Origin of the sequence: Ruminococcus albus AD2013, assembly GCF_000526775.1 — a bacterium.
GTDB classification, from domain to species: domain Bacteria; phylum Bacillota; class Clostridia; order Oscillospirales; family Ruminococcaceae; genus Hominimerdicola; species Hominimerdicola alba_A.
This window is the reverse complement of the sequence record NZ_JAGS01000001.1, coordinates 3,121,834-3,148,290: the sequence shown is the minus strand read 5'-3', so window position 1 is coordinate 3,148,290 and position 26,457 is coordinate 3,121,834. Positions and strand designations below refer to the sequence as shown.

Here is a 26,457-nt window from a genome sequence, read left to right as displayed (position 1 = left end):
TCTTATTTCCGTAAAACCGCTGTTTTGTATTGTGTCATCAGGATAACCACGTAAAGCAATACAGACCCCGACACATGGACTGATAAATAAAGTAAACTGTATAGCGGCGTTTACTATCGAACATTCCATGTGTCGCAGATCTGTTATCAGTGTCTGTTAAATTAAGCCTGATATTTCCGCAAACGCAGCGGCGTCCGTGGATATCATCTTTCGGTCTTTATCATCTTTTTGCCCTTTGCGTGTGCCGCCGTAACAACGATATCGGTAACGTTTACCGATTCATCTGCATTAACATCGGCAGCGTTGAGGCTGTACTTATCGATCATCTTTTTGCCCTTTACATAAGCAGCCAGCTTTGTGATATCGGTAACGTTTATCATGCCGTCGCCGTTTACATCGCCTTTTTTGGCAAGTGCGCGCTTGTACTGATCTTCGGTCTCGGCAACGAGAACATCGATATCGCTTGAAGCGTAAGCGCTTGCGCCGTTTCCATTATACAGTCCGTAAGCAAAGCTTGCAGTGATAACTTCATCATCGGTGGTGAGCTTATCAACGCTGAATGTAAGATCCTTTGATGTGATATCACCTACGGTCTTCTTGGGACCGTTTGTGACATCAACAGTATACTCCTGATCGGTCGGATTTTCATCTGCCATGAATACAAATGTCTTGACGCCCCTGGGGTGAATGGTTATCTCGGGGCACTCGATATCGAACTTTACTGCTTCACCGACAGCGAGCAGACAGAATGAATCATAGCGGATATAGAGCAGTCCTGTTTCTTCGTCATAGATAGGATCAACTGCGCAGTACTGTGCGTGTTCGCCCTGAGGTGCGAATGCAACAGGAGGACAGGTATGCTTGTTGCCTGCCAAATCTGTTTCCTCAACAGTATCGATAGGAGCGGTCATGCCTGCTTTATCTCTCAGCTTGCGAACAACGCCTGTGGCGCCGTTTTCAACGTAGTATATAACATTATAGCCTTCCTCGTCAACGCCTGCGAAAACGCCCTTAGCCTGACAAGGTGCGGCGGTCTCAACGGTGTAAGCTACCTTGGGCATTATTCCGCCGTTTCCATCATCAACTGCATCAAGCACGACAATACGTGAACCGTTGTATGGATCCCAGCCGGAACCGTTTATGGTAATATAGATCCTGCCGTTTTCAACGATAGGAGTGCAGGTGCAAAAAAAGCCTTCAAGATTAAGTTCAGCATTCAGATCGAGCACGTTGCCTTTACCGTCTTCGGGAGAAGCGGTAAATATTTCATTACTGCGGGAAGTATAGTACAGCACACCGTCCTTGAGCACCATCTTGCTGCGGATATCTTCATGTGCATTTCCTGCAAAAGATTTCTTTTCACCTGTAGCATCGTCAAGAGCTACAGGCGCGTTATTTTCACTTGAAGTCTTGCTTCCGTTCTCAGCTCCGAAGATCACAGTGCCGTCATTTACAACAGCGTTTGTCCAGTAGAAACCGCCCTTGTTGGTGTATTCCCATTCAGCGGATTTATCTTCATTGGTGCTGGTCTCGTCTTCATCAGCAGCACTTACTTTGACAAAATCGGCATCATTCTCATCGGAATTCCAGAAGCCTGTATAGATATTGCCGTTTTCAACTACGATATCGCAGGTGGGACTTCCGCCGTTCTTGTTTTTGTATATCCACAGTGATGTAAGGGTATCTGCATCAAATGCCTGTATGATACCGCCATCGAGAGCCATGAACACTTTACCGTCAGCATAAACGGGACCCTTGGTGGCAAACATTGCCTGACCTGCCATTTTTCCTGCCGATACCTGTTCACCTGTGAACTTATCGATCTTCAGGATATTATCGGCTGTGCTGATATAGATATATCCGTTATCTGCCACAGTGAAGCCTGTGGGAGAAGCAGCCCAGTTCATTTTATCTTCAACTACCTGATCTGCCCAGTAGAGGACAGCATCATCGGCTTTTTTGAAATCGGGTGCGATCGTTTTTTCCTCAGCGAATGAGCTTATTGCTGCTGCGTTAACTGTCAGCAGGGCAGCACAGAAAGTGCTGAGTATTTTTGCAGATTTTCTTTTCATTTTCTGATCTCCATTCTGTATAGATTTTTTTTGCGTTTTTTCCGAAAACGCCTGTAATGCATATAAGTATATCACATTGCTGTCTCTTTTTCAATAGTATAGTCCGCGCAAACAGCAGGACGCGGTATACAAAAAAGTAAACGCTTTGTATAGTTTGAAACTATATCTCGCTTGTATTTATGATAAATGTCGTTAAAGTTTCGTACTTTCGGAATGATATTAGCAGATATTCAATTGTCAAGATACTGAGATGCTTTCTTCCCCTTATACAGTATAACACGCCGCCTCATATCCCGTAGTCATATTCGGCGACTGCCTGCCATCGTGCGTATAGGCGGGAAAAAATCTGAGAATGCTGATCGGGTCAACCGAAAAGGTGTTCTCACTATCAGTGATTTCAGGCGAAAAGTTGTACGTTTTTGTACAACTCTTGCAGAAATATGTCTGAATTAAATAAAAAAACAGTTGTTTGCATAAAATCACAGGGATATAGTTAGGCAAATCGCCGAAGAATGAAAGGAGAAAAAACGGCATTGAACTTGACAAACTCAAAAAAAGATGTATAATTGGATTTGCAAAAATCAATTGCAAAAATGTAAAAACCCAAGCACATTTTCATCTGCCGAAAAAGCGGCAGAGTGTATTCAAAATTTATTTGAGGTGTTTATTTATGAAAAAGATAATGGCAGGACTGCTGGCTGTTTCACTGGTATTCGGCGCAGGCGGAATCTTCGTCAATGTGGATAGTGATGTTTTCACACTGACAGCGAGTGCAGCTGAAGAATTGCCTATGAGCGGCAAATGCGGCGAGAATGTTACATGGATGCTTGATAAAGATGGCACGCTGACTATCAGCGGTGAGGGGGATATGTACCTCGTCGATAAGCCTATTTCACTTGGGCGTAAGACAGATGAGGTAAAAAAGGTAGTCATTGAAAATGGCGTAACAAGCATAGGCAACAGCGCCTTTACATTCTGTATGAACTTAACGAGCGTAACTATTCCCAATAGTGTAACAAAAATAGGCAAATATGCCTTTATGAGCTGTGAAAGCCTGAACAAGATCAATATACCTAATGGCGTAACCCGAATAAGTGACTATACTTTTACACACTGCAGCAATCTGAAAAGCGTAACCATACCTGAAAATGTGACATATATAGGGGAATGCGCTTTTATGGGATGTACAAACCTGACCGACATAAAAATCCCCAACAGCGTAACAAACATAGGGGAATGTGCATTTGTCGATTGTGATAATCTGACTAAAATAACTATTCCGAACAACGTCATAAAAATGGGTTACGGTACTTTTGCAAATTGCGAAGAACTTACAACCGCCGTGATATCAGATGGCGTAACAAGCATAAGCGAAGACGCATTTTATGGCTGTCCAAAACTGAAAAGCGTAACTATACCCAGCAGCGTTCGGATAATAGGAGAAAAAGCATTCGGATACTATAACGATAAGGAAAAAGATATTATTGGTACTACGATAAAAAATTTCACCATAAGAGGCACTAAAGATACTGCTGCTGAAAAGTATGCAAAGGACAATGAGTTCAGATTCGTCGAAATGTCAGACGCTGGCATCAAGGGCGATGTAAACAATGACGGCAAGATAAATGTTACCGACATCACCAAGACTGCGGCGCACGTCAAGGGCAAAAAGATGCTCACCGAAGAAGAGCAGCTTCGTGCCGATGTCAACAATGATGGAAATATCAACGTTACAGATATCACAAAGATAGCGGCACACGTCAAGGGCAAGAAACTGCTTTGACGGATATATGAAAACAGAGTCTTTTAAGGCTCTGTTTTTTTGCGGCAATACTGACGGCGGGTTTTAAGATATATCAAAAAAAGGTATTGAAAAATGGGGAAATGTGTGCTATAATAATTTTAAGTGTTATCGAAAGGCGGTGGCTGAGGTGCTGGACAGTGTTGAGATCATCTCAACGGAGGAGTTTTACACCGAAAAAGCTTCGACCTGCTGCTTTACGGGACACCGTCGGCGCGACCTGCCTTTCGGGGGCGACATCTCAAAGCAGGGCGTCAAGAACCTGATAAGCACGATACATCTGCTGTGTCACGAGGCTTACGGGCGCGGGATACGCACTTTCATAACGGGTATGGCAGAAGGGTCGGATCTGATCTGCGGATCGGTGATAATGGATATGATGCACAGTGAGGATCACCCCGGTATAGAGCTTATATGCGCTCTGCCATACAAGGATCAGATACGGGAGATCAAGCTTCCGAAAGACCGGTATATATACAGTCTGCTGCTGAAAATGGCTTCGGCTGTGGTGGTGACCGGTGATATCGGTGACAGCGGACGTTACCGCAGGAGAAATCAGTTCATGGTGAACAATTCTTCGGAGCTGATCGCGATATACAAAGAAAAACAGCGTGGTTCGGGAACTTTGCAGACCATAAATATGGCAAGGCACAGAGAGCTGGATATACACATTATCGAGCTTGACAGGAACCCGCAGTTCTACTGTGAATAAATATACAGAAATAGGAAATAATATACAGTAAGGAGAATAATATAATGTCATCTGCCGCAAAAAAAAGAAAAAGGAAAAGAAAATCACAGGCACCCGTTGCGCTGGTATATGTTGTAACGGTGCTGATATTCATGGCGCTGATATCGATGCTTGCAGTATACCTGCTGAAAAGCTTCGGTCTGCTGAAAGAGGATGAGGACAAAGACGCTGTTGTTACAGTGCAGACCTTCAATGATCTGTTTGCACGAGTAAACAGCAAAGGCGTGCTTTCGGATATGACGCTGATAAGGATAGACCCTACTGACGACAGCATACTTGTCGTGCCGATATCGGCTATGACAGTGAGCAAAACGAACAACATGACCATGCGTGACATCTTCTCAAATCAGCGTATGGAAGGCGTAAAAAACGCAGTCGAGGGTACGCTGGAGCTGAATATCGACAACTATGCTACGCTTTCAAACGACTCATTTGAGCGAGTTTGCGATATCTACGGCGGTATAACCTACAAGGCGCCCGAAGAGTTATACTATCTTTCAAAGGACAATAACGAGAACGATATCTCGATACAGAAGGGTGAGCTTGCATCACTGGGCGGAAGACAGATACGACTGCTGACGCAGTACCCTGTATTCTCAAACGGCAAACAGGGCAATAACGAATTCCTTGGCGAAGCTATGGAATCGCTGATAAACAGTATGTTCCAGCAGGATTACATCACAAAGGACAATCTGGACAATATTTACAGCATAATCACGACAAACAGTGATACCGACATGAACATGGAGGACTTCAAGTTGCAGAAGTCCTACATCAAAGATATGCTTTCAAGCAAAAAGACCCCTGCGGAAAAGCTTATACCCAGAGGAACATGGGGCGAAAAGGATTCGACCTTTGTTTTCAGCGATGATTTCATCACCGAACTGAAGGAAAAAGCAGCCGAGATTGCTGATGAAAGCGAGGCATCCTCTGCAGCTGAGGGCGTCACACAGACACAGGCTGAAGCAAAGAACACCGAAGCCGAAACAAAAACGGCGGAACAGTAAGACGACTAAGGAAAGTGATCACAAATGAAGCTCATGGTCCTGATACTGAACAAAACAGACGCTCTGGAATACCTGCTTGAGGGACTTTCCGCGGCGGGCATCGGCGGCGCTACGATAATACCATCATCGGGCATGGCGATGACGCTTTCAAAGATGAATTCCAGTTTTCTGAGTTCGTCGATACGCAGTATGTTCAGCGGTGAGGAAGACGACAACAAGACCATAATCTCCGTTATCGAGAACGATCAGCTGGATCTGGCGCGGAGAGTGGTATACAACACTGTGGGCGACCTTTCACAGCCGAACACGGGTATAATGTTCACGATACCGCTGGATTTTGTTGAGGGCAGGCGCAAGCGCAGGACTCCTGTACCCGAAAGAGCGGACAAGGAAGAAAACAAGGATAAAAAAAGCACCGGAGAAGCTAAAAAAGGCAAAAAGGATAGATGATTGTAAATTTCCTGTTAATATTCCGGACATCTCTTGCAAAGCTGTACTATTTATGATATAATATATGCAATAGGCTTGACGAAAGACCGGAATTTAAAATTCACGGTCTTTTGTGTTTGTATGGACTATAATCGCATCGGTACGGGTATGGCCGAGGGCTGTGCAGAGTCGGTGATATCGGAGCAGAGCAGCGCATTCAGACGGCGTTTCTGCATAAGTATCGTGACTTCGGGTACAGCTTTGGCGGTATCGGAACAGATGCGAATATCACAGGGAGGGCTGATGATTTGAGTAAAGGCAAGGGCGGAAGCTCAAAAAAGAGTACGGCGGACCTCGTAGCCGAGCTGGCTCAGCCGCTGGCGGACGAGCTGGGGCTTTTCCTCTGGGACGTCAGGTTCGAGAAGGAGGGCGCTACCTGGTATCTGAGGGTACTTATCGACAAAGACGGCGGCGTGACAATGGAGGACTGCGAGAATTTCACGAGACCTTTCAACAAGATACTCGATGAAGCAGACCCTATCCCGCAGAGCTATGTATTTGAATGCGGCAGCCCCGGACTGGGAAGAGAGCTGAGAAAGCCGATACACTTTGAGGTATGTATAGGCGATGTTGTAAGAGTAAGGCTGATACGTCCCGATGAGAACGGTGAGCGCGAGTTCATCGTGGGACTGGTGGGCTATGACGAGGAAGAAAAGCTTATAGCCTGTCAGACACTGGACGAGAACGGCGACGGCGTAGCGAACGTACAGTTCAGCCTTAACGACTGCGCATTTGTAAAGCTCTATGATGACGGCGACCTTGAAGAGGAGCTGGCAGGAGCTAAGTTTGATTGATAACCGCGACATACAGGTTTTAAGCACGCAAAAAAGCATTATTGATAGTTTGAGAAGTATTTTCAGAGAGGAATGGTCATAAAAGATGAACGAGCAGTTTTTTAATGCACTGACAGATCTGGTCAACGAGAACGAGATCGACAAGGACGTACTTATCGAAAAGATCAGAGAAGGCATAATCAAGGCAATAAAGAAGGAAAATCCCGAGAGCGAGCATATAAGAGTTGATATCGAGCCCGAGACAGGCAAGCTGGAGATGTGCATACTCAAGGAAGTTATGAAGGTAATGTTCGTAGACGACCCCGCTAACGAGATATACATCGGTGAAGCACAGACCTACGATCCTTCCATCAAGGTGGGCGACTGGGTAGAGATACCTGTCAACCCCGCTAAGATAGGCAGAGTTGCGGCACAGTTCGCAAAGCAGTCCATCAAGCACGATATCAAGGATTTCGAGAGAAACAAGCTGATAGAGCAGTACAAGGACAAGGAACACGAGATAGTTACCGCTACGGTACAGAAGGTTGAGCCCGCTACTGGCAATGCTGTCATCACCATTGACAAGAACGAGCATTACTTCTACCGCAGTGAGCAGATACCCGGCGAGATACTCAAAGAGGGCGACAAGATCAAGGTATACATCGTAAGCCTCGGCGGCGGCGAGAAGAGACAGCCTGTTGTAAAGCTTTCGAGAACTCACAAGGATCTGGTAAAGAGACTGTTTGAGCTGGAAGTTCCCGAGATAGCTGACGGCACCGTTGAGATAAAGTCCATATCCAGAACAGAGGGCGTAAGAAGCAAAATCGCTGTATGGTCCAAGGATAAGAACGTTGACGCTGTGGGCGCCTGCATAGGTCCCAAGAAGTCCAGAATCTCCGCTGTTGTACAGGAACTCAAGGGCGAGAAGATAGATGTTATCAACTGGGTAGAGGACGAAGCAGAATTCATCGCTAAGGCGCTGGCACCTGCCGAGGTTCTCAGTGTTGAACTGCTGGAGCCCGAGGTAAAGATCGAGCATAAGGGCGAAGAAAAGGAATTCGAGAGAGTTATCAAGAAGTGCCGCGTTATCGTACCTAACAATCAGTTCTCACTTGCCATAGGCAACAAGGGTCAGAACGCTAAGCTGGCTGCGGGTCTTACAGGCTACAAGATAGACATCGTTCCCGAGAACGCTCCCGAGAGTGCGGAGACTGAGGAAGAATAAGATGCCTGTAAAGCCGAAGAAGATACCGATGAGAATGTGTCTCGGCTGCGGCGAGATGAAGCCGAAGAAAGAGCTTGTCAGGGTGGTGCGTTCAAAAGAGGGCGAGATAAGCCTTGACCTGACAGGAAAAAAGGCGGGCAGAGGCGCATATATATGTGCAGACGCTGAATGTCTGAAAAAGGCACGCAAGGCAAGACGACTGGAAAAGAGTTTTGCGTGCAGGATAGATGATGAGTTATATGATTCAATGGAAAAGGAGCTGAGCGGCGATGAGCAGTAATAAATCGGGAATACTTTCCATGAGCCGCAAAGCAGGCAAGCTCGTTATGGGCATGGACATGGTAAAGGATGCCTGTTCTGTGGGAAATGCGAAAGCGGTATTCACAGCGGCGGACATATCGGAGAAATCGCTGAAAGAGGTAAGATACACCTGTGCAAAGTACGATGTGAAGCTTTACGCCCTGGGCATGAACATGGACGAGGTAGCCCTGGGGCTCGGCAAGCGCGTGGGCGTTGTAGCGATGATCGATGCAGGTTTCGCAAAGAGCTGTGCCAAGGGACTTGAAGAAGTCATCATCGACAAGGACGAGTTCGGTATTTAAGGTGTTCTGACACTGATATAAAACAAACGGAATAATAACAGGCTTTCCCGATGGGGATGAGCCGATGAAGAAAAAATATGTTCATCGTAAACAGAAGGAGGATATTTATTGCCTATGAGTACGAAAGCAACTAAGAAGATAAAACTTAATGACCTCGCCAAGAGCCTGGCTCTCGGCAACAATGATATTATAGAGTGTCTTGAAAAGCTGGACGGAGTTTCCAGAAAGACACAGGCTGCACTTTCACCCGAAGAGGTGAGCTATGTATTTGAATACTTCACCCAGAACAATCAGGTGGAGAATTTTGACGCATACTTTGCAAACACTGTAAAGCCTGCCGAGGAACCCAAGCCCAAGAAGGCTGAAAAGAAGGCAGAACCCAAGACCGAGAAGAAGCCCGAACCCAAGGCTGAGGAAAAGAAAGCTGAACCCAAGGCCGAAGAGAAGAAGCCTGAGGTCAAGGCTGAAGAAAAGAAGCCCGAGGTAAAGAAAGAAGAGCCCAAGGCAGAGGAAAAGAAGCCTGAGCCCAAGCCCGAGAAGAAGCCCGAAAAGAAGAAGGAAAAGAAGGAAGCCAAGAAGCAGGATCACGGCGTGAAAATGCAGCTGGGAGGCGGAAGCTCCTTCGGCAGCGATGACAGCAAGGGCTATACTGTATCGGAGAGCACCGACGATCATTCCGACGGCAAGAGAAGAACTGTCGATACACGCGGAAGCTACATCGAGCTGGACAAGTACAACGAGAAGTACGACAATATGGCTACCAGCAAGCAGGGCAACAAGAACGACAACTTCCGCAAGAAGCAGAAGATCACACAGAAGTCTCAGCAGTACAAGAAGCAGCAGCATTCTCACAAGAAGGAGACAGAGCAGGATAAGCTGAACAGACTGGCTCTTGAAAAGGCAAGAAAGCAGCAGCTGAAGGTTATGATACCCGACGAGATCGTAGTATCCGAACTGGCAAGCAGACTGAAAGTAACTGCTACCGAAGTTATCAAGAAGCTGATGGCACTGGGCGTATTCGCATCCATCAACGAGGTGGTCGACTTTGATACTGCTTCACTGGTAGCAGAGGAGCTGGGTGCAAAGGTCGAGAAGGAAGTACACATCACCATCGAGGAAAGACTTATCGAAGACGAAGCTGACGCTCCCGAGAGCCTTGAAGACCGCTGCCCCGTAGTTGTAGTTATGGGTCACGTCGATCACGGTAAGACTTCCATACTCGACAGAATAAGAAACGCTAACGTTGCAGAGGGCGAAGCAGGCGGTATCACACAGCATATCGGTGCTTACCAGGTAAAGTGCAACGGACAGAAGATAACATTCCTGGACACCCCCGGCCACGAAGCTTTCACTTCCATGAGAGCGAGAGGTGCGAACATCACCGATATAGCTATACTCGTTGTTGCGGCTGATGACGGTATCATGCCCCAGACAGTAGAGTCTATAAACCACGCAAAGGCAGCGGGAGTATCCGTTATAGTTGCTATAAACAAGATGGATAAAGAGGGTGCTGACCCTGACAGAGTAAAGCAGCAGCTGACAGAACATGAACTGGTCGTTGAAGAATGGGGCGGTGACGTTATCGCAGTTCCCGTATCTGCAAAGACAGGCATGGGCATCGATGAACTGCTTGAGAACGTACTGCTGGTAGCAGAAGTCAAGGAGCTTAAAGCTAACCCCAACAGACTTGCTAAGGGTGCTGTTATCGAAGCACGCCTTGACAAGGGCAAGGGTCCTGTTGCAACACTGCTGGTACAGAACGGTACTCTCCATGCAGGTGATGTTATCATCGCAGGCACATCTGTCGGCAGAGTAAGAACCATGACAGATTACCGCGGCAGACCTATCACCGAGGCAGGTCCTTCCACACCTGTTGAGATAACAGGTCTGGGCGAAGTTCCTACCGCAGGTGAGACCTTCAACGCAGTTGAGGACGAGAAGCTGGCAAGAGAACTGGTAGAGCAGCGTAAGCACGAGGCTAAGGAAGACGAGTTCAAGAAGTTCCAGAAGGTAACACTGGACAATCTGTTCTCGCAGATATCCGAGGGCGAGATGAAAGAACTGCCTATCATCGTAAAGGCAGACGTACAGGGTTCTGTGGAAGCTGTAAGACAGTCTCTGGAAAAGATATCCAACGAAGAGGTAAGAGTAAGAGTTATCCACGGCGCTGTTGGTGCGGTAAACGAGAGCGACGTTATGCTTGCTAATGCATCCAACGCTATCATCGTCGGATTCAACGTTCGTCCCGACCCTGTTGCAAAGGCAAACGCCGAGCAGGACGGTGTCGAGATAAGACTGTACCGTATAATCTACGATGCTATCGAAGAGATCACCGACGCTATGAAGGGTATGCTTGCACCTAAGTACAGAGAAGTTGAGACTGCTCGTGTTGAGGTAAGACAGGTATACAAGATCAGCTCTGTTGGTACTGTTGCGGGCTGTTACGTACTGGACGGCAAAATCGGCAGAAACGACCTTATCAGAGTTGTTCGTGACGGTATAATCGTGGCTGATGACAAGATGAGCTCCCTGAAGCGTTTCAAGGACGATGCTAAGGAAGTCAGCGAAGGCTTCGAGTGCGGTATCACTCTGGAGAAGTTCTCCGATATCAAGGAAGGCGACATCTTCGAGGGATACATCATGGAAGAGTACCGCGACTAAGCCCTCGGGCGGGCGGCTCGTTTCCGCCTATTATCGGAAAGCTATAAAGGATAGTATGGCGTGACGGCGGGTCGAAAGATCTTGATAAACGAAATGAACGATACTAAGTTTGAATTTACGAATAAACTGAATGTTGAGGACTATCTGCGTCTGCGTGAGGAAGTAGGCTGGAAAAGCATTGCTCCCGAACAGGCGCAGGCGGGACTTGACAACAGCTATGCGGTCATAGCGGCGATGCTTGATGACGAAGCTGTCGGGTTTGTAAGGCTTCTCTGGGACGGCGGCTATGTGGCGTATCTCGCTGAGGTGATGGTGACGGAGAAATGCCGTCACAACGGGCTGGCTTCGCAGATGGTGGGGCGGCTTGTTGAAAAGCTCCGCAGTGAGAAAAAAGAGGGCTGGCAGATAAAGATACATCTGATGGCAAATCTCGGCAGAGAAAGCTTTTACGAGCCTTTCGGCTTTAAAAGCAGACCGAACGAACATGACGGCGCGGCTATGGATATGTGGCTGTAAAAGATAAAATAAGGAAGGAGCTATATAAATGGCATCACACAAGGCAGGACGTATGTCCGAGGATATAAGACGTATAATCTCGGGAAAGATGGCAGACCTGAAAGACCCGAGGATAAACGGAGGAGAGTTCCTGACAGTTGTACGCTGCGATGTGGCAAGGGACGGCTCTTTCTGCAAGGTATATATTTCCAGTTTCAGAGGGCTTGAGGAAGCCAAAAAGGCTGTAAAGGGCTTTGAATCGGCTACGGGGTATCTCAAAAGGGAGATATCAAATGTGCTTGGTCTGAAAAAGTGTCCCGAGCTGAAATTTGTGGCTGATGATTCGATAGAGCATTCGGCGGCTATAACCAAAAAGCTCAGAGAGCTGGTAAAGGAAGAAAGTTCCGAAAATGAAGAGGACGAGTCCGCTGAGGACTGATCGTATAGAAGGGGCTATTGTATGGAATACGGCGAGATAAACAGGATATTTGAAGAAAATGACAAATTTCTCATATTGACACACAAGAGCCCTGACGGTGATACGCTGGGCAGCGGCTTCGGGCTGTGCTATTTTCTGAGAGATATGGGCAAGCTGGCTAATGTGGTGAACTCCGATGGTTTTCCTGACAGGTATGATTTTATGTACGCGGAGTACAAAGATCAGGATTTCGAGCCCGAGTTCATAATAGCTGTGGACATTGCTGACGTTACCCTGATGGGCAGCGGACTTGCAAAATATCAGCAGGAGGGCATGGTGGATCTTTGCATAGACCATCACATATCGAACAAGCATTATGCTAAACTGACCCATGTTGAGGGGCAGACAGCCGCGGCGGCGCATATCTTCTACAAGATATTCAAGGAATCGGGCAGGAAGCTGAGGGACATCACAGCTAAGTGCCTGTACACGGGAATTGCTACGGATACAGGCTGTTTCAAGTACGAGAACACAACTCCCGAGACCCACATGGCGGCGGCTGAGCTTATGGCTTACGATATTGACTTTGCCAACGTGAACAGGAAGATGTTCGATGTGAAGAGCAAGGGCAGGCTGAAAGTCGAGCAGGCTGTTACAGGCAGTATGGAATACTACCTGAACGATAAGTGCGCAATGATAACCATAACCACGGAACTTATGGAGAAATGCGGTGCAGACCCTGCGGAGTTCGACGGACTGGCTTCGATACCCCTTTCTGCTGAGGGCGTAGTCATCGGCATAACAGTAAAGCAGAGACATAAGAATGTCTACAAGATATCGGTGAGAACTACCGAAGAAATGGACGCTTCGGCGTTCTGCGGATTATTCGGCGGCGGCGGACACATACGTGCCGCGGGCTGTGAGATAAGAGGTTCCCTTGAATATGTAAAGGCTTTGCTGATCGAAAAAGCAGAGCAGGTACTCGGGATATGACAGGACAGGAAATAAGCGGCGTTATCGCGGTATACAAGCCCGCAGGCTGGACATCATTCGATGTGGTGGCTAAAATGCGGGGCATACTGCATACCCGCAAGATAGGTCACGGCGGTACTCTCGACCCTATGGCGGAGGGTGTACTGCCTGTATTTGTGGGAAAAGCCACAAAGGCTTGCGACATACTGCCCGATGTCAGAAAAGGGTATCATGCGGGGTTCAGGTTAGGCATAACTACGGACACACAGGATATCACGGGTAAGATACTTAGTGAGGACGGCAGGCCTGTGACGGCTGAGGAACTTAAAGCGGCAGCTGAAAAGTTCATCGGAAAGATAATGCAGGTGCCGCCCATGTATTCGGCGGTGAAAGTTGACGGTAAAAAGCTTTACGAGCTGGCGCGTGAGGGAAAGGTCATCGAGCGCGAAGCCAGAGAGATAACCGTACTTTCAATGGTGATAGATGATTATGATGAGGTGTCCCGCGAGGGGCACATGACGGTGCTTTGCGAAAAAGGCACGTATATCCGCACGCTGATAAACGACATCGGCGAAATGCTGGGCTGCGGCGGGGCTATGACCTCACTGGTGAGGACATACTCGGCGGGGCTGGCACTGGAAGAATGTCTGAGTATAGAGGATATACAAAGGATAGTCGGTGAGAGCGGTGCTGAAAGCGTGCTGACACGGCTCGATAAGTGCTTTGAGGTCTATCCTGCACTGAAGCTTGATGAGAGAGTCACGGGACTTTACAAAAACGGTGTCAAGCTGAGGGCAGAGCAGGCAGGCGCGGAGGACGGGTCTGTTTACCGTGTATACGGTGCGGACGGCGGATTTATAGGGCTTGGCAGAATGACCGACGGAGGATTTCGGAGCGTCAAGAATTTTTTCGTATGATCGAGGAATGATTTGATTTGAAAGATATCGACAGGGGCTTTTCGCCCGAAAAAGGAACTGTCTGTGCGCTGGGGCTGTTTGACGGCGTACACAGGGGGCACAGGCTGGTCATAAACAATGCGCTGTCACTGGCGGAAGAGCTGGGCGTAAGGTCAGCGGTATTTACTTTCAGGACTGACACAGTGACTTCAAAGGGTCACGACGGCAGGATAGAAATGATACTCAGCGACGAGGAAAAGCGCAGGCATTTCGAGAATATGGGAGTAGACCTTATATACTCCCCTGCTTTTGACGAGCTGAAAGGTATGTCCGCCGAGGATTTTGTAAAGGATATACTGGTAGGACTTCTGGGCTGCAAAGCTGTGGTATGCGGCAGTGATTTCCGCTTCGGTAAAGGGGCGGAGGGCGACTGCAACACGCTGGAGCTTTACGGCAGGATATACGGCATAGATGTCAGGGTATGCGACAAGCTGAGCTACAAGGGCGAAGAAGTGAGCTCGACGGTGATACGCGAGTGCATACGCTCGGGCAGGATAGAGCAGGCAAATGAACTGCTGGGTTACATATTCGGGCTGAGACTTGTAGTTGAACACGGCAGACAGTTAGGCAGACAATGGAATTTCCCGACGATAAATCAGGTGATACCACAGGGGCAGATAATGCCGAAATTCGGGGTATACGCCACAAGGGTCATCATCGGAGACGAAGAGAAGTTCGGTGTGACGAACATCGGTGTTAAGCCTACACTGAAAGCTCACGATGCACCTCTGGCAGAAACTTACATCCTTGATTTTTCAGGCGACCTTTACGGAAAAGAAATAGAGATACTTCTTGACAAGTTCATACGTCCCGAAAAAGGATTCGACAGTATCGAAGATCTGAAAACGCAGATAGGCAAGGATACACTGAAAGTCAGGGAGTTTTACGGATTGTAATAAATACAGGATAAAAGGAGCATACAAAATGAAAAGACTTGCAGCTGCCGCAGTATTTGCAGCATTACTGCTTACAGGCTGCGGAAAAGCCAAAGTACCCGATCTGGAAAAAGATTACAAAGAATATCTGGACTATGCTTTTGACGGGAATTACAGCATAAGCAAACCGATGGAGCAGAGATTCGATTTGGAGGACCGCACGGAATTCACATGGCAAGTGATGTACACGGGCAATGACGGAGAAGACAGATCCACAAGAATATTGATCAACCGCGGTGACGATTATAACAAGAAATATATCGATTATGATAATGACTGGACGGTGGCTGATCTGGTTGCCAGAGTACAGGGAACAGAGGTCTGTGAAGAGATAGCGGATCAGATACTTTCAAAGTATTTTACCGAGACTGCGGAAACCGATGAGCATCTTTCGCTTAAAGGCGACGGATTCACGATATCAGCACATACGACCAGCTGCAGGCTGATGGGTGCAGATCTTGATATGCTTGCCGAATTCATCAAGCCGGGCAGCGGTGAAAAGTATGTTGGCACGAACCTGGCTGACTGGGCTAATGATAAGTACAACTATATTGAAGTATTCTTCGCTATTTTGGATGAGTCAAAGACCGAGGAACTTACCGAGAAGTTCAACGAGGTAATAAGCGATTATAAAGCAATTACCAAAGATCCCCAGACCTACTGCTTCAAACTGGAAGGAAAAGACAGTGATGATAGCTGGGTGACACTGGCATCTGAATGCAAGGTGCAGGGCAAGGACTTTGACGCAGAAAATTTCAGGCTCAGTAATGTTGCCGAAGAGTTAGGTATAGATACAGATACGTATATAGATCCGGATTGACGGATATACAAATTCTGACAAAGGACAGATACTATAGGGGGTAAAAGTCCGAGGGTTTTCCGTAAGCTTTCACAGGACTTACACAGTATGGGGTTATACTTTAATAATGCACAAATTTTCCTTAGTGGGAGGAAAGTAAATTGATAGAGGTAGTTAATTTATCAAAGCATTACGGCGACAAAAAAGCCGTGAACAATATCAGCTTCAAGGCTGAGGACGGTGAGGTACTGGGCTTTCTGGGACCTAACGGTGCGGGAAAATCCACAACGATGAACATTCTCACGGGATACATCTCATGCACCGCAGGCAAGGCGCTGATAGACGGTGTTGACATACTCGAAGACCCTGTAAAGGCTAAGAAGAACATCGGATATCTGCCCGAAATACCGCCACTTTACCTTGATATGACGGTCAAGGAGTATCTGTACTTCATATACGATCTTAAAAAGTGCAAGCTGCCCAAGATATCCCATTTGCAGGATATATGCAGTCTTGTAAAGATAGACCATGTATACAACAGGCTGATAAAGAACCTGTCAAAGGGTTACAAGCAGAGAGTCGGGCTGGCACAGGCACTGGTGGGAAATCCCAAGGTGCTGATACTGGACGAGCCTACTGTTGGTCTTGACCCCAAGCAGATAATCGAGATAAGGACGCTTATACGCAAGCTGGGAAAAAATCACACCGTGATACTTTCATCGCATATACTCTCGGAGGTACAGGCTGTCTGTGACAGGATAGTAGTTATCAACGAGGGCAGAGTTGTTGCAAATGATACTGAAGAGAACCTTTCACACAAGCTGACAGGCGACAACAAGTTCATATGCAGGATAGACGGCAAAAAGGACACAGTTATGCGCCTGATACAGAGTATCGACGGCGTTGACAAAGTATACTGCGATGCAGAACACAAGAACGACATCTGCGATTACCGCATTGAAGCGGCTGAGGGCAAGGAAATACGCTACGAGCTTTTCAGAAAAATGGCGGACAACGGCTTCACCATACTTGAACTCAAGAGCGCAGAGATGAATCTGGAAGATATCTTCCTGAAACTTACTATGGGCGAGACTATCCCCGCTCTCGAAGAGAACAATGATGAGGAGGCTGAGAACTGATGGGCGCTATTTTCAGGCGTGAGGTGCGCAGCTATTTCACCTCCCCTATCGGATATATATTTATTGCGGCATTTTTCGCTTATGCGGGACTTATGTTTTCAACTTTAAGTCTTAACAGCGGATATGCCAGACTGGACAGTATGTTTTCTTCACTGCTGACCATACTGAACGTACTGATACCGATACTTACCATGCGTACCATATCGGACGAAAAGAGGACAAGAACAGACCAGTGTCTGCTGACTGCCCCTGTAAGTCTGGGTGGTATAGTTTTCGGCAAGTTCCTTGCAGCTTTTCTGGTATATGCAGCTGCTGTTTCCATAACTGCTGTTATGGCTGTGGTAGTATCAATATACGGCGAACCTGACTGGAACGTTATCGTGGGCAATATAGTTGCTCTGCTGCTGCTTGGCGGTGCGTTCATCTCCATCGGAATATTCTGTTCTTCATTCACCGAGAATCAGGTAGTTGCTGCGGTCATCAGCTTTATAGCACTTATCGCAGTATCTTTCCTTTCCACCATTGCAGGACTTCTGCCCGCACTGGACGAAGGTCACTGGTACACCAAGGTGATAAATGGTCTGAGGACTGCGCTGGAGAAAACTTCTTTCGGCGAGAGGTACATGGAGTTCACTTACGGAATATTCAATTTCTCCAATGTGATATTCTTTATAAGCGCTGTGGCGGCTTTCCTGTTCCTGACAGTGAGAGTGCTTGAAAAGCGCCGCTGGAGCTAGGAGGTGTCTGTGATGGAAAACAAGGAAGAAAAAGTCACCTCAACCAATTCGGAGAAGCTGAAAAAGCTCGTGGACGAAGAAAAGAATACCAAAAAGAAAAACAAGGATAATGAGCTTGAGGGCAGTGTGGCTAAAAAAATCAAGCACGGCACAATGGCTACTGCACTGACCTGCGTATTCCTGGCAGTGCTGGTACTTTTGAACGTTGTTGCCACTGTGCTTTTTGAGCGCTATCCCATAAATATCGACCTTACAAAGGAAAAGATATACTCCATGACCGAGGAATCGGAGGAGTACGTAAAGAAAGTTGACAGGGATGTACTTGTAACGATATTTGCTGACGAGGACACCTTCATCAACTATTCATCCTACAACAAGCAGGCTATAGAGCTTCTTAAAAACTACTGCAAGATGAATCATCACATATCCTACAGATTTATGGATATAGATTCAAACCCTGATGTTATAAAAAGCTACAGCGATACGATATCCAATTTCGATATCATATTCGAGACAAGCAGCGAAGTCGATGGTGAGACCATCAAAAGGACAAGAAAGCTGGGTATGATCGACCTGCTGAGCTTTAACGATGATTTCGTTTCACAGCTTTCACAGTCGGGCTACAGCATTGATATGCTGAGGGAACAGGCAGGAAGCGACCTGCAGCTGCTGGCTTACTACGGCACTTATGTCGAGTCTTCAAATGCCGAACAGGCATTCACATCGGCACTTATGACTGTTACCGATCCCGATCCTGTATACGTTACTTTCCTGAATGGAAGAAACGAAGTCAGCGACATAATGTCAAAGACTTCGCCCTTCTCCTATTTCAAGACACTTCTTGTGGCTAACGGATACAATGTCAACGAGATAGACATAACCAAGGACGAGATACCATCCGAAACCGATATAGCAGTTATACCTGCACCGACGGTGGATTATCTGCCCGAGGAGATACAGAAGGTCAGCGATTATCTGAACAACGGAAATGAGCTGGGCAAACAGCTTATCTATGTGGCTTCCTACAGCCAGAAAAAGACACCTAACCTTGACGAATTCTTAGAGGAATACGGATTATCTGTGGGCGAAGGCGTTGTATGCGAGACCTATGGTGACAACTACATCAACTATCCCTACTGCACACTTTCCACCGATCTTTCTTCGGACTTCAATCAGGACGTGCTGAACAAGGATCTGGTGATAAGTTCTATGTACACAAGACCTGTAAATACGCTTTACGATCAGCAGGGCATGATAACTACTCAGCAGTATGTAAAGACTACTGATAATGCCTACACTGCAAAACTGAAGTACAACGAACAGTACCAGCTGGTACCCTCGGATACACTTACCACAGGTCAGCAGTGCTTATTTGCAATAGGCTCAAAGGCAAAATTCGCTGAGGACGGAAGCGGTGACACAGCATACAGCAATGTGCTGTGCTTCGGTTCGGAGTATCTGCTTCAGTCGAATATCCTTTCGGCACAGCAGTATGGCAACAGCGAATACTTCTTCAGCATTATCGCGGGCATAACCCACAAGTCGGACGGAGTATTCATCAAGCCCAAGACCATCAAGGGCACAGCCTTTGATATCGACCAGAGCAAGAAGACCGCACTGATGTGGACATTCTGCGTGATAATACCTGTAGCGGTACTGGGTGCAGGTCTGTTCGTATGGTTAAGGAGAAAGAATAAGTAATGAACGGCAAGGTACAAGGTATCATTATCTGCGGCGTGATAGCGGCAAGTCTGGCAGGTATGCTGGTCTTCCTGAACGCCACGGACAAGGATAAAAACAAAAAGGAAGAAAGCTCGGCGGCGGAAACAGTATCATCTGCCGCTGAGATGGAACACTACTTCGTACTGGAAAAAGGTGAAGAGGAGATAGCCTCCATAAAAGCCGAAAACGAGAATGGCGGTTTTACGCTGGACAAGCCATCTTCCGGCAAAAGCTCATGGACGGTGGAGGAGATAATCTCGGTGAACCAGAACAGGGCGATAAAGGAAAACATGATATCCGAATGCGGTTATCTTGAGGCTTCAAAGATAGCCGAAGAAGACGCACAGGAGCTTTCAAAGTATGGTCTGGAAGAACCAAGGGCTTCATTTGAGGTCGGCTACACCGATGGTACTTCAAAGAAAGTGCTTATAGGCGATGTTGCTCCCGAAGCAAAGTACACCTACATCAAAACTGAGGACGGCAGCACGGTATATATGATACTGAGCTCGCGTATATCGGATATGCTGAAAGGCGCAAAGGAATTTGCAAACCTTTCACTGATAGAAAAGCCTGTGAACAATGAGGACTGGCCTGAATACGGCAAGGAAGTCATTACCCGCAGTGACTGGGACTATCAGGTGGTATTCGAGAACGACCCCAACGAAGACAGCAATATGCTTTCAAGCCAGGTAATAAGCGAACCGATATTCTCATATCTTAATATCACGGGTTCAGGCGCTGTTACTCACGGTATGTGGGGACTTACGGCGGCAAGCTGTGAGGCTGTTGCTCCAACCGATGAACAGCTGGCTGAGTATGGTATTTCCGAACCCAGATGTGTGGTAAGCCTTAAAGGCAAAGGCTACGACTACACACTGAAAGTCGGCGGTGAAAGCTACAGCGAAGCCGCAGAGGGCGAAACCCCTGTACTTCAGGGCTACTACTGTACTCTTGACGGTGTATCGGGCAGCAATGCCGTATACGTTATAGCCGCAGAGAATCTGCCATGGGTGACTTTCAAGATTGAGGACGTTACATCAAACCTGATAACATCAAACTATCTTGTTGACCTGGCGAATATGTCGGTGACGATAGACGGCAAGGAAACTCTGTTTGAGATAACTACCAACGGCGGAAGCAATGACAAGGACGAAAACGGCAAGGCGGCTGATGTGACTTCGGTAAAGACTGACGGCAAGGAGCTGGATATAGGTCTGTTCAAGGATCTTTATCAGTTCATAATGTCATGCCCCACCAACGAGATATGTTTTGATGACCCTGAGGGTAGCCCCGCTGTGATCATCAAGCAGGTCCGCAAGGATGGCGGCGAAGATGTTGTCGAGCTTTACAAGGATACTTCAAGACGTTACATCGTCAAGCTCAACGGCAAGACCTCTTTCAGGATACAGAGCACCTGGGTAGACAGCCTGGATACCAATATCGGAAATCTGAAAAACGGCAAAAACATAGACAACAACTATTGATACCGCACATAGTACGGTATCCGACAGACAGAAAGGCGGAGAGAGATAATGAGTGACGCAGTAAAGAAATTTTTCACATACAAGGGACTTCCCCTGGTAAGAAAAGGCAATCAGCTGTATTACGGCAATATGTATGACGACTTCGTTGTATGGATAGAGATAAAGCACACCCAGAAGGTGGGCGATCTTGAAGTTGCCGATAAGGTCAAGATAAGAAAGATGTCTACCGATCTTACCAAGCCTAATATCGACAAGCAGGCAGACACCGACAGCCTTTACGATGCACTTGATATCGCTTGTGCATGGCTGAAAGTTAAAGCGTAAACTGAATTTATTAAAAAGGGCGGAGATCACTTTTAGCGGTCTCCGCTTTTCGGGAGAATAGCATGGAATATGTTAGCATCGGCGGAGTGAACGTCGAAAAAACTGCGGCACTGGCGCCTATGGCGTCGGTGGCAGACAAATCTTACAGGCTGCTTTGCAGAGAATTCGGGGCGGCTTATCTGGTAAGCGAAATGATATCCTCAAAGGGGCTTTGCTACAACGACAGAAAGACAGGCGAGCTTTGCGAGATAGAAGACGAGGAACGTCCCTACGCTTTACAGCTGTTCGGTGAAGACCCCTACTTTATGGGCAAGGCGGCGTATCTTCTGGGAGAGCACAAGCCCGATATCATAGATATCAACATGGGGTGTCCTGTGCCCAAGATAGTGGGTAATGGTTCGGGTTCGGCGCTGATGAAAGATATCCCCCGTGCGGTGGAGATAGCTAAAGAAACGGTAAAAAATGCAGGCTGTCCCGTGACGGTGAAATTCCGTGCGGGGTGGGACGACACCTCAAAAAATGCGGTGGAATTCGCAAAAGCACTGGAACAGACAGGTATTGCGGCTATGGCGGTACACGGTCGTACAAGACAGCAGTTCTATTCGGGAGAAGCTGACTGGGAGATAATACGTCAGGTGAAGCAGGCGGTGAGTATACCTGTATTCGGCAACGGCGATGTCAGGGACGGTGAGAGCTGTAAAAGGATGTACGAAGAGACAGGCTGCGACCTTGTGATGCTGGCGAGGGGAAGCTACGGCAAGCCCTGGGTATTCCGTGAGATACGGCATTTTCTGGAAACAGGAGAAAAACTGCCCGAGCCCGATATAAAAGAGCGCATGGAGATAATGCTCAGGCATTGCAGCTATCTTTGCAAGTACAAGGGCGAAGTCCGCGGCATGAAAGAAGCACGTAAAAACGTAGCATGGTATGTCAAGGGTCTGCCGAATTCGGCTAAGCTGAGGGCGGAATGCGGTGAGCTTTCCGCCTATGAACAGGCTGAGGAAATGGCGGCGCGGATAATACGTGCAGAGAGCGACTTATAATAACAAGGGAGGACTAATAATGAAGCTTTCGGATAACAGGATAATGCAGGAGGACGTTGAGCGTGCTTCGGGTGCAGATTTTATTGAATGGGACAAGCTGAAAGGCAAGACTATACTTGTAACAGGTGCAACAGGTCTTATCGGCGGACAGGTAGTAATGACTCTGCTGAATGCCAATGCTGAGAGAGGTCTCGGGCTGAAAGTAATCGCGGCTGTGCGCAACAAGGAGAAGGCTGAAAAGCTGTTTAAATATGCTGACAAGTCGGCACTGGAATTTCTGGTGCAGGACGTAACTTCACCTTATAATTATGATGGCGGCATCGACTTCATCATTCACGGTGCGAGCATAACAAGCTCGAAGGCATTTGTTGATACCCCTGTGGAGACTATATTCACGGCGCTTGACGGCACAAAAAATCTGCTGGAGCTGGCAAAGGCTAAGCAGGTCGAGGGCATGGTATATCTGTCATCACTGGAGGTTTACGGCGTAGTTGACCTCAGCATGGAGAGTGTTGACGAAAAGACTTTCGGCAGCATTGACCCCATGAGTGTAAGAAGCAGTTATTCTGAGGGCAAGAGGATAGTGGAGACACTGTGTACATCTTACGCCCACGAATACGGCGTGCCTGTAAAGGTCGCAAGACTTTGCCAGAGCATGGGCGCAGGTGTGGGCTACAACGACGGCAGAGTATTTGCGCAGTTTGCAAGAGCAATAATCGAGGGAACAGACATTGTGCTGATGACAGACGGTTCCACCGAGAGAAATTACTGCTACATCAGCGATGCGGTAACAGGTATACTGACTGTTCTGCTGAAAGGCGATACTGCACAGGCTTACAACATCGCCAACAAGGACACCCTCATCAGCATACGCGGCATGGCTGAAATGCTTATCGAGAATTATCCCGAAAGCGGCACGAAGCTTGTCTTCAACATAGTTGAGGACGTAACAAAGCTGGGATACAATCCTAAGGTGAAGATGAATCTGGCAACAGACAAGGCTGAATCACTGGGCTGGAAAGCGGAGACAGGTCTGAAAGAGATGTTTGACAGACTTATCGAAAGCATGAAGATAGACCGCTGATTCTACAGACTTGGTCAGGTATATAATAATGCAGGGGACAGCCGTACTTTAAAAGTACAGCTGTCCCCCGCTTGCTTTATGTTGAAAAGTCATACGTCAGCTTATCATCCAGCCCAGTATTTCAAAATCCGGGGCAGTGTCGCCGTTGATAAACTCCACCTTGACAGTGTGTTCCGCTGCTTCATCAGAAGAGAATATCTCCTCCGCCTTGGGATAATTTCCCCAGCCCCCGGGAAAATCACCGTCCACGATGACCGCCGCATTGTCATCGACCTTTACTGCCACCTTGCCGAAAGTTCCGCTGATATTCTTGTGATAAAGAATACCCAGATCTTTACACTTTATCTTAAAAACAGCCGAACCGCCTGTGGTTGAACCCCAGCCGCCGCTGAAATTCCCGAACTGCGCACTTTCGGTGAAAGTTCCCGCATCTACAACTTCTACCAACTCGGGAGTGTCCGCCGAACCAAGAGTCGCCCCTGCGAACCTGTCACCCGTAGGAGATTCCACCGCCGCAGGATCAAAGGGGGTGACTTCCTTGCTTTCGTTTTCAAGACCGTCTTTCACCTGATCGAAGAGGTTCAGCACGCACTGCGCCATCACCGCATGACCCGCATCGTTGGGGTGTACATTGTCGTTTGATGTGTCCTTCCACGCAAAATTTCCCGCATCTATCTCGGGTATTATTGCATCGTGGTATGATATCATGGGCAGATCATAAGTCTCGGCGACTTTAAGGTGCGCACTCTGCGGAGAACCGCCGCCCTCTGTAGATGGTTCAATAAGTATCACCGCAGGCTGATTTTCCAGTGCGAGACAGTACCTTACAAGGCTGTCCATGGTCGCCTGATAGAACTCGCTGTCCTGATCGTTGATGAATTCGATAAATACTATATCCGATTCAGGCGGAACATCTCTGTACGCCCTGTGTACCGCAAGGTAGGAGTCCGTCGCACCTATGCCCGCATTAGTGCCCAGCACATAAAGACTGAGATTTTCCTCCCACCATGCGGTTATAAGGTTTGTGTACTGCTTTGCCGAACCCGAAGCCCCGGAACCCGCTGTTATAGAATCTCCAAGGTAGCAGATGTTCGTCACAGCTTTCGGGTCGTCCACCGCACGCTGTATCTTAGCCGCCAACCGCGAGGTATCCCCGCGGTTCAGCAGTGACCTTGCCAGCATATTTTCAGTGGCACCCTGTTTGAAGTCGTAAGCGCCGTCATTTACGGGGTACTCCGCCAACAGCTTCTCCGAAGCTGTTTCTTCCGCGATAGTATCACCACTGTTATCCGCAGTTTCTGCGACCTCAGCCGAACTATCAGCCGCCTTTGAACTCTCCCCCGAAGAAGCCCCGCCGCAGCCCGCAAAGGCTGATGCACATATAGTCAGTGCAAGTATGAGTGCAAGTTTATTTTTCATGCGAATTTTCCTTTCATATTTTTATAGTAAACGACATATTGATCTCTTCATTCAGCGCTCGCAGACACTATGCTTTTTGTGGCTGTGTGCGCTGAATGTTCTGAAATATATAACGTTTGCTATATTATCCCTTCATGCCATATTCGGCTTTTCCTATGATAAGTGTATTATATCACACATCTTTGCAAAAGTAAATACATTTATGAGATTAATTTTCTTATATGGTCCGCATATAAAGAACGGTCTGTTCGTACAGATCCCACGCCGATATACCCCACCGACAGCGGATAGTTTCATCTTTTTCGATATGCGAATATCCTATAAAAGCCTTGTGCATAGTGCTGAAAATATCAGTTTAATTTTGTCCTGTTGCACATAGCAAAAAATACCGAAAAATGTTATAATTAGGTAGTATGCAACAATTGTTTTAACGACTATTTATAGCAAATGACATACAGGGTCTTTCGGAGGAACATATCATGAATACTCTTATACACATAAAAAGGATATTCTGCCGCACATTGCCCGCACTTTTCTGCGCGGCGGCGGTTCTTATGACATCGGGCTGCTATCTTCTTCCCGATGAGGAGGAAGCTGCCATTCCGCCCGCTGTAAAGGCAAGCGAGGTCAGCTATACCACCGTGACCGCCAAACGCAAGGATATCGAGAAAAAGATAGTCAGCACAGGTACCGTCACCGCTGAAAGAAAGTACGACCTCAGCTATGAAAAGCAAAGCGGAGTTATACTGGAATTCAATGTCCGTGCAGGAGATAAAGTCAAAAAGGACGACCCCATATGCGAGATAGATACCTCCGACCTTGATGACCAGATAGCTGAAAAGGAGCTGTATCTGCAAAAGGCAAAACTCAATGTGGATATGATATGGGAAAGCGGCGGTACTCAGGCGCAGATAGATTCTGCATATGTGGATGTACAGCTGATAGAGCGTGAACTTAACAAACTGCGTGCTAAAAAAGAAGGTTCTGTTCTCCGTTCTCCCATTGACGGTGTAGTATCTCAGCTTGCCGATGTACGTGCGGGAGATAACGTAAGTTCGGGTCAGACAGTTGCCACTGTCATAGATACCTCTGCGCTGTATATAGCTGTAAAGCCTGAGGATATGACAAAATTCGATATTGACACAAAGGTGCAGATACGTATAAACGAGAATTACTACGACGGCGTTGTTTTCATGAACCCATCTGCCCTTGCAGAATATCAGGAGGAAGTAAAAGCTTCCCACGACAAAGAGGACAAGACAGGTATCAGCTACGAATCGGACTACATCTATGTCCGCTTTGAGGGCGATATCCCTCCCGATGCGCTGGGTCAGCTTGCCGATGTGATACTCGTGCTGGACAGGTCTGAAAATACCATTGTGATATCCAATAACCTCATAAAAAAGGTGGACGGCGAAAAGGTGGTATACGTGCTGAAAGACGGCGAAAAAACTGCCGTTCCCGTAGAAGTCGGTCTTTCAACAGGCTCTCAGTCCGAGATAATATCGGGAATAGAAGAGGGCGACGAACTGGTGCTTAAATAAAAAGC

General features: G+C 47.4%; 26 protein-coding genes. 24 read left to right on the top strand and 2 right to left on the bottom strand.

Annotated features, from left to right (window positions below):
• Positions 1–203: 203 nt before the first annotated feature.
• Positions 204–2,072 (bottom strand): PQQ-binding-like beta-propeller repeat protein, encoded by a 1,869-nt coding sequence (locus N773_RS0114155; protein ID WP_024858397.1) that lies wholly within the window; start codon positions 2,070–2,072, stop codon positions 204–206.
• Positions 2,073–2,742: 670 nt separating this feature from the next.
• Between N773_RS0114155 and N773_RS20305 the strand changes: the two genes are divergently transcribed.
• From N773_RS20305 to N773_RS0114040, 23 genes are all read left to right on the top strand, one after another.
• A complete protein-coding gene (locus N773_RS20305; RefSeq protein ID WP_024858396.1) occupies positions 2,743–3,855 on the top strand; it encodes a leucine-rich repeat protein in 1,113 nt (370 codons plus the stop codon).
• Positions 3,856–4,003: 148 nt separating this feature from the next.
• Positions 4,004–4,585 carry an SLOG family protein gene (locus N773_RS0114145; RefSeq protein ID WP_024858395.1) on the top strand — a complete coding sequence of 194 codons (582 nt, stop codon included), beginning with the start codon at positions 4,004–4,006 and terminating at the stop codon, positions 4,583–4,585.
• Between the two features lie 44 nt (positions 4,586–4,629).
• Entirely contained in the window at positions 4,630–5,631 is a 1,002-nt protein-coding gene (locus tag N773_RS0114140; protein WP_024858394.1) for an LCP family protein, read from the top strand.
• Between the two features lie 24 nt (positions 5,632–5,655).
• Positions 5,656–6,081 carry a hypothetical protein gene (locus N773_RS0114135; RefSeq protein ID WP_024858393.1) on the top strand — a complete coding sequence of 142 codons (426 nt, stop codon included), beginning with the start codon at positions 5,656–5,658 and terminating at the stop codon, positions 6,079–6,081.
• A 120-nt stretch (positions 6,082–6,201) separates the two neighbouring features.
• Entirely contained in the window at positions 6,202–6,372 is a 171-nt protein-coding gene (locus N773_RS22290; RefSeq protein ID WP_155250902.1) for a hypothetical protein, read from the top strand.
• Positions 6,369–6,914, top strand: a complete 546-nt coding sequence (gene rimP, locus N773_RS0114125) for a ribosome maturation factor RimP (RefSeq protein WP_024858392.1) — start codon at positions 6,369–6,371, stop codon at positions 6,912–6,914. The genes N773_RS22290 and rimP overlap by 4 nt, the downstream gene beginning before the upstream one ends.
• Positions 6,915–6,999: 85 nt before the next feature.
• The gene (nusA, locus tag N773_RS0114120) at positions 7,000–8,118 is read left to right on the top strand and encodes a transcription termination factor NusA (RefSeq protein WP_024858391.1); all 1,119 of its coding nucleotides are present in this window, start codon (positions 7,000–7,002) and stop codon (positions 8,116–8,118) included.
• Position 8,119: 1 nt separating this feature from the next.
• The gene (rnpM, locus tag N773_RS0114115; RefSeq protein ID WP_024858390.1) at positions 8,120–8,398 is read left to right on the top strand and encodes an RNase P modulator RnpM; all 279 of its coding nucleotides are present in this window, start codon (positions 8,120–8,122) and stop codon (positions 8,396–8,398) included.
• Positions 8,388–8,720: a L7Ae/L30e/S12e/Gadd45 family ribosomal protein gene (locus N773_RS0114110; RefSeq protein ID WP_024858389.1), complete on the top strand. Its 333-nt coding sequence runs from the start codon at positions 8,388–8,390 to the stop codon at positions 8,718–8,720. The genes rnpM and N773_RS0114110 overlap by 11 nt, the downstream gene beginning before the upstream one ends.
• A 114-nt stretch (positions 8,721–8,834) precedes the next feature.
• The gene (gene infB, locus N773_RS21885; RefSeq protein WP_024858388.1) at positions 8,835–11,381 is read left to right on the top strand and encodes a translation initiation factor IF-2; all 2,547 of its coding nucleotides are present in this window, start codon (positions 8,835–8,837) and stop codon (positions 11,379–11,381) included.
• Positions 11,382–11,474: 93 nt separating this feature from the next.
• A complete protein-coding gene (locus N773_RS0114100) occupies positions 11,475–11,897 on the top strand; it encodes a GNAT family N-acetyltransferase (RefSeq protein WP_155267789.1) in 423 nt (140 codons plus the stop codon).
• A 28-nt stretch (positions 11,898–11,925) separates the two neighbouring features.
• Positions 11,926–12,315: a 30S ribosome-binding factor RbfA gene (rbfA, locus tag N773_RS0114095; protein ID WP_024858386.1), complete on the top strand. Its 390-nt coding sequence runs from the start codon at positions 11,926–11,928 to the stop codon at positions 12,313–12,315.
• A 21-nt stretch (positions 12,316–12,336) separates the two neighbouring features.
• Positions 12,337–13,287 carry a DHH family phosphoesterase gene (locus N773_RS0114090; protein ID WP_024858385.1) on the top strand — a complete coding sequence of 317 codons (951 nt, stop codon included), beginning with the start codon at positions 12,337–12,339 and terminating at the stop codon, positions 13,285–13,287.
• A complete protein-coding gene (truB, locus tag N773_RS0114085; RefSeq protein ID WP_043537871.1) occupies positions 13,284–14,183 on the top strand; it encodes a tRNA pseudouridine(55) synthase TruB in 900 nt (299 codons plus the stop codon). The genes N773_RS0114090 and truB overlap by 4 nt, the downstream gene beginning before the upstream one ends.
• Positions 14,184–14,200: 17 nt before the next feature.
• Positions 14,201–15,118 (top strand): riboflavin biosynthesis protein RibF, encoded by a 918-nt coding sequence (ribF, locus tag N773_RS0114080; protein WP_024858383.1) that lies wholly within the window; start codon positions 14,201–14,203, stop codon positions 15,116–15,118.
• 28 nt (positions 15,119–15,146) lie between these two features.
• The gene (locus N773_RS0114075; RefSeq protein ID WP_024858382.1) at positions 15,147–15,977 is read left to right on the top strand and encodes a hypothetical protein; all 831 of its coding nucleotides are present in this window, start codon (positions 15,147–15,149) and stop codon (positions 15,975–15,977) included.
• A 140-nt stretch (positions 15,978–16,117) separates the two neighbouring features.
• Positions 16,118–17,095 carry an ABC transporter ATP-binding protein gene (locus tag N773_RS0114070; RefSeq protein WP_024858381.1) on the top strand — a complete coding sequence of 326 codons (978 nt, stop codon included), beginning with the start codon at positions 16,118–16,120 and terminating at the stop codon, positions 17,093–17,095.
• Positions 17,095–17,832 carry an ABC transporter permease subunit gene (locus tag N773_RS0114065; protein ID WP_024858380.1) on the top strand — a complete coding sequence of 246 codons (738 nt, stop codon included), beginning with the start codon at positions 17,095–17,097 and terminating at the stop codon, positions 17,830–17,832. The genes N773_RS0114070 and N773_RS0114065 overlap by 1 nt, the downstream gene beginning before the upstream one ends.
• A gap of 12 nt (positions 17,833–17,844) precedes the next feature.
• Positions 17,845–19,533 carry a GldG family protein gene (locus N773_RS0114060; protein ID WP_024858379.1) on the top strand — a complete coding sequence of 563 codons (1,689 nt, stop codon included), beginning with the start codon at positions 17,845–17,847 and terminating at the stop codon, positions 19,531–19,533.
• The gene (locus N773_RS0114055) at positions 19,533–21,038 is read left to right on the top strand and encodes a DUF4340 domain-containing protein (protein WP_024858378.1); all 1,506 of its coding nucleotides are present in this window, start codon (positions 19,533–19,535) and stop codon (positions 21,036–21,038) included. Before N773_RS0114060 ends, N773_RS0114055 begins: the two co-directional genes overlap by 1 nt.
• A 48-nt stretch (positions 21,039–21,086) precedes the next feature.
• The gene (locus N773_RS0114050) at positions 21,087–21,362 is read left to right on the top strand and encodes a hypothetical protein (protein WP_024858377.1); all 276 of its coding nucleotides are present in this window, start codon (positions 21,087–21,089) and stop codon (positions 21,360–21,362) included.
• Between the two features lie 62 nt (positions 21,363–21,424).
• Complete coding sequence (gene dusB / locus N773_RS0114045; protein WP_024858376.1) at positions 21,425–22,405, top strand: tRNA dihydrouridine synthase DusB; 981 nt, start codon at positions 21,425–21,427, stop codon at positions 22,403–22,405.
• Positions 22,406–22,424: 19 nt separating this feature from the next.
• Entirely contained in the window at positions 22,425–23,489 is a 1,065-nt protein-coding gene (locus N773_RS0114040; protein WP_024858375.1) for an NAD-dependent epimerase/dehydratase family protein, read from the top strand.
• A gap of 96 nt (positions 23,490–23,585) precedes the next feature.
• Here the strand turns inward: N773_RS0114040 and N773_RS0114035 are convergent, their stop codons facing one another.
• Positions 23,586–24,908, bottom strand: coding sequence for an SGNH/GDSL hydrolase family protein (locus N773_RS0114035; protein WP_024858374.1), 1,323 nt, complete (start codon positions 24,906–24,908; stop codon positions 23,586–23,588).
• Between the two features lie 479 nt (positions 24,909–25,387).
• On the opposite strand from N773_RS0114035, the gene N773_RS0114030 reads away from it, so the two are divergent.
• Entirely contained in the window at positions 25,388–26,452 is a 1,065-nt protein-coding gene (locus tag N773_RS0114030; protein ID WP_024858373.1) for an efflux RND transporter periplasmic adaptor subunit, read from the top strand.
• Positions 26,453–26,457: the final 5 nt, after the last annotated feature.

Bases quoted from the DNA above. Each gene is read 5' to 3' on its own strand.
- N773_RS0114135 (WP_024858393.1), top strand. From the start codon at position 5,656: ATGAAGCTCATGGTCCTGATACTGAACAAAACAGACGCTCTGGAATAC.
- N773_RS0114050 (WP_024858377.1), top strand. From the start codon at position 21,087: ATGAGTGACGCAGTAAAGAAATTTTTCACATACAAGGGACTTCCCCTG.
- N773_RS0114140 (WP_024858394.1), top strand. From the start codon at position 4,630: ATGTCATCTGCCGCAAAAAAAAGAAAAAGGAAAAGAAAATCACAGGCA.
- N773_RS22290 (WP_155250902.1), top strand. From the start codon at position 6,202: ATGGACTATAATCGCATCGGTACGGGTATGGCCGAGGGCTGTGCAGAG.
- N773_RS20305 (WP_024858396.1), top strand. From the start codon at position 2,743: ATGAAAAAGATAATGGCAGGACTGCTGGCTGTTTCACTGGTATTCGGC.
- N773_RS0114155 (WP_024858397.1), bottom strand. From the start codon at position 2,072: ATGAAAAGAAAATCTGCAAAAATACTCAGCACTTTCTGTGCTGCCCTG.
- N773_RS0114060 (WP_024858379.1), top strand. From the start codon at position 17,845: ATGGAAAACAAGGAAGAAAAAGTCACCTCAACCAATTCGGAGAAGCTG.
- N773_RS0114090 (WP_024858385.1), top strand. From the start codon at position 12,337: ATGGAATACGGCGAGATAAACAGGATATTTGAAGAAAATGACAAATTT.
- N773_RS0114035 (WP_024858374.1), bottom strand. From the start codon at position 24,908: ATGAAAAATAAACTTGCACTCATACTTGCACTGACTATATGTGCATCA.
- N773_RS0114030 (WP_024858373.1), top strand. From the start codon at position 25,388: ATGAATACTCTTATACACATAAAAAGGATATTCTGCCGCACATTGCCC.
- N773_RS0114055 (WP_024858378.1), top strand. From the start codon at position 19,533: ATGAACGGCAAGGTACAAGGTATCATTATCTGCGGCGTGATAGCGGCA.
- dusB (WP_024858376.1), top strand. From the start codon at position 21,425: ATGGAATATGTTAGCATCGGCGGAGTGAACGTCGAAAAAACTGCGGCA.
- N773_RS0114065 (WP_024858380.1), top strand. From the start codon at position 17,095: ATGGGCGCTATTTTCAGGCGTGAGGTGCGCAGCTATTTCACCTCCCCT.
- N773_RS0114075 (WP_024858382.1), top strand. From the start codon at position 15,147: ATGAAAAGACTTGCAGCTGCCGCAGTATTTGCAGCATTACTGCTTACA.
- rbfA (WP_024858386.1), top strand. From the start codon at position 11,926: ATGGCATCACACAAGGCAGGACGTATGTCCGAGGATATAAGACGTATA.
- N773_RS0114100 (WP_155267789.1), top strand. From the start codon at position 11,475: ATGAACGATACTAAGTTTGAATTTACGAATAAACTGAATGTTGAGGAC.
- nusA (WP_024858391.1), top strand. From the start codon at position 7,000: ATGAACGAGCAGTTTTTTAATGCACTGACAGATCTGGTCAACGAGAAC.
- N773_RS0114110 (WP_024858389.1), top strand. From the start codon at position 8,388: ATGAGCAGTAATAAATCGGGAATACTTTCCATGAGCCGCAAAGCAGGC.
- infB (WP_024858388.1), top strand. From the start codon at position 8,835: ATGAGTACGAAAGCAACTAAGAAGATAAAACTTAATGACCTCGCCAAG.
- N773_RS0114040 (WP_024858375.1), top strand. From the start codon at position 22,425: ATGAAGCTTTCGGATAACAGGATAATGCAGGAGGACGTTGAGCGTGCT.
- truB (WP_043537871.1), top strand. From the start codon at position 13,284: ATGACAGGACAGGAAATAAGCGGCGTTATCGCGGTATACAAGCCCGCA.
- rnpM (WP_024858390.1), top strand. From the start codon at position 8,120: ATGCCTGTAAAGCCGAAGAAGATACCGATGAGAATGTGTCTCGGCTGC.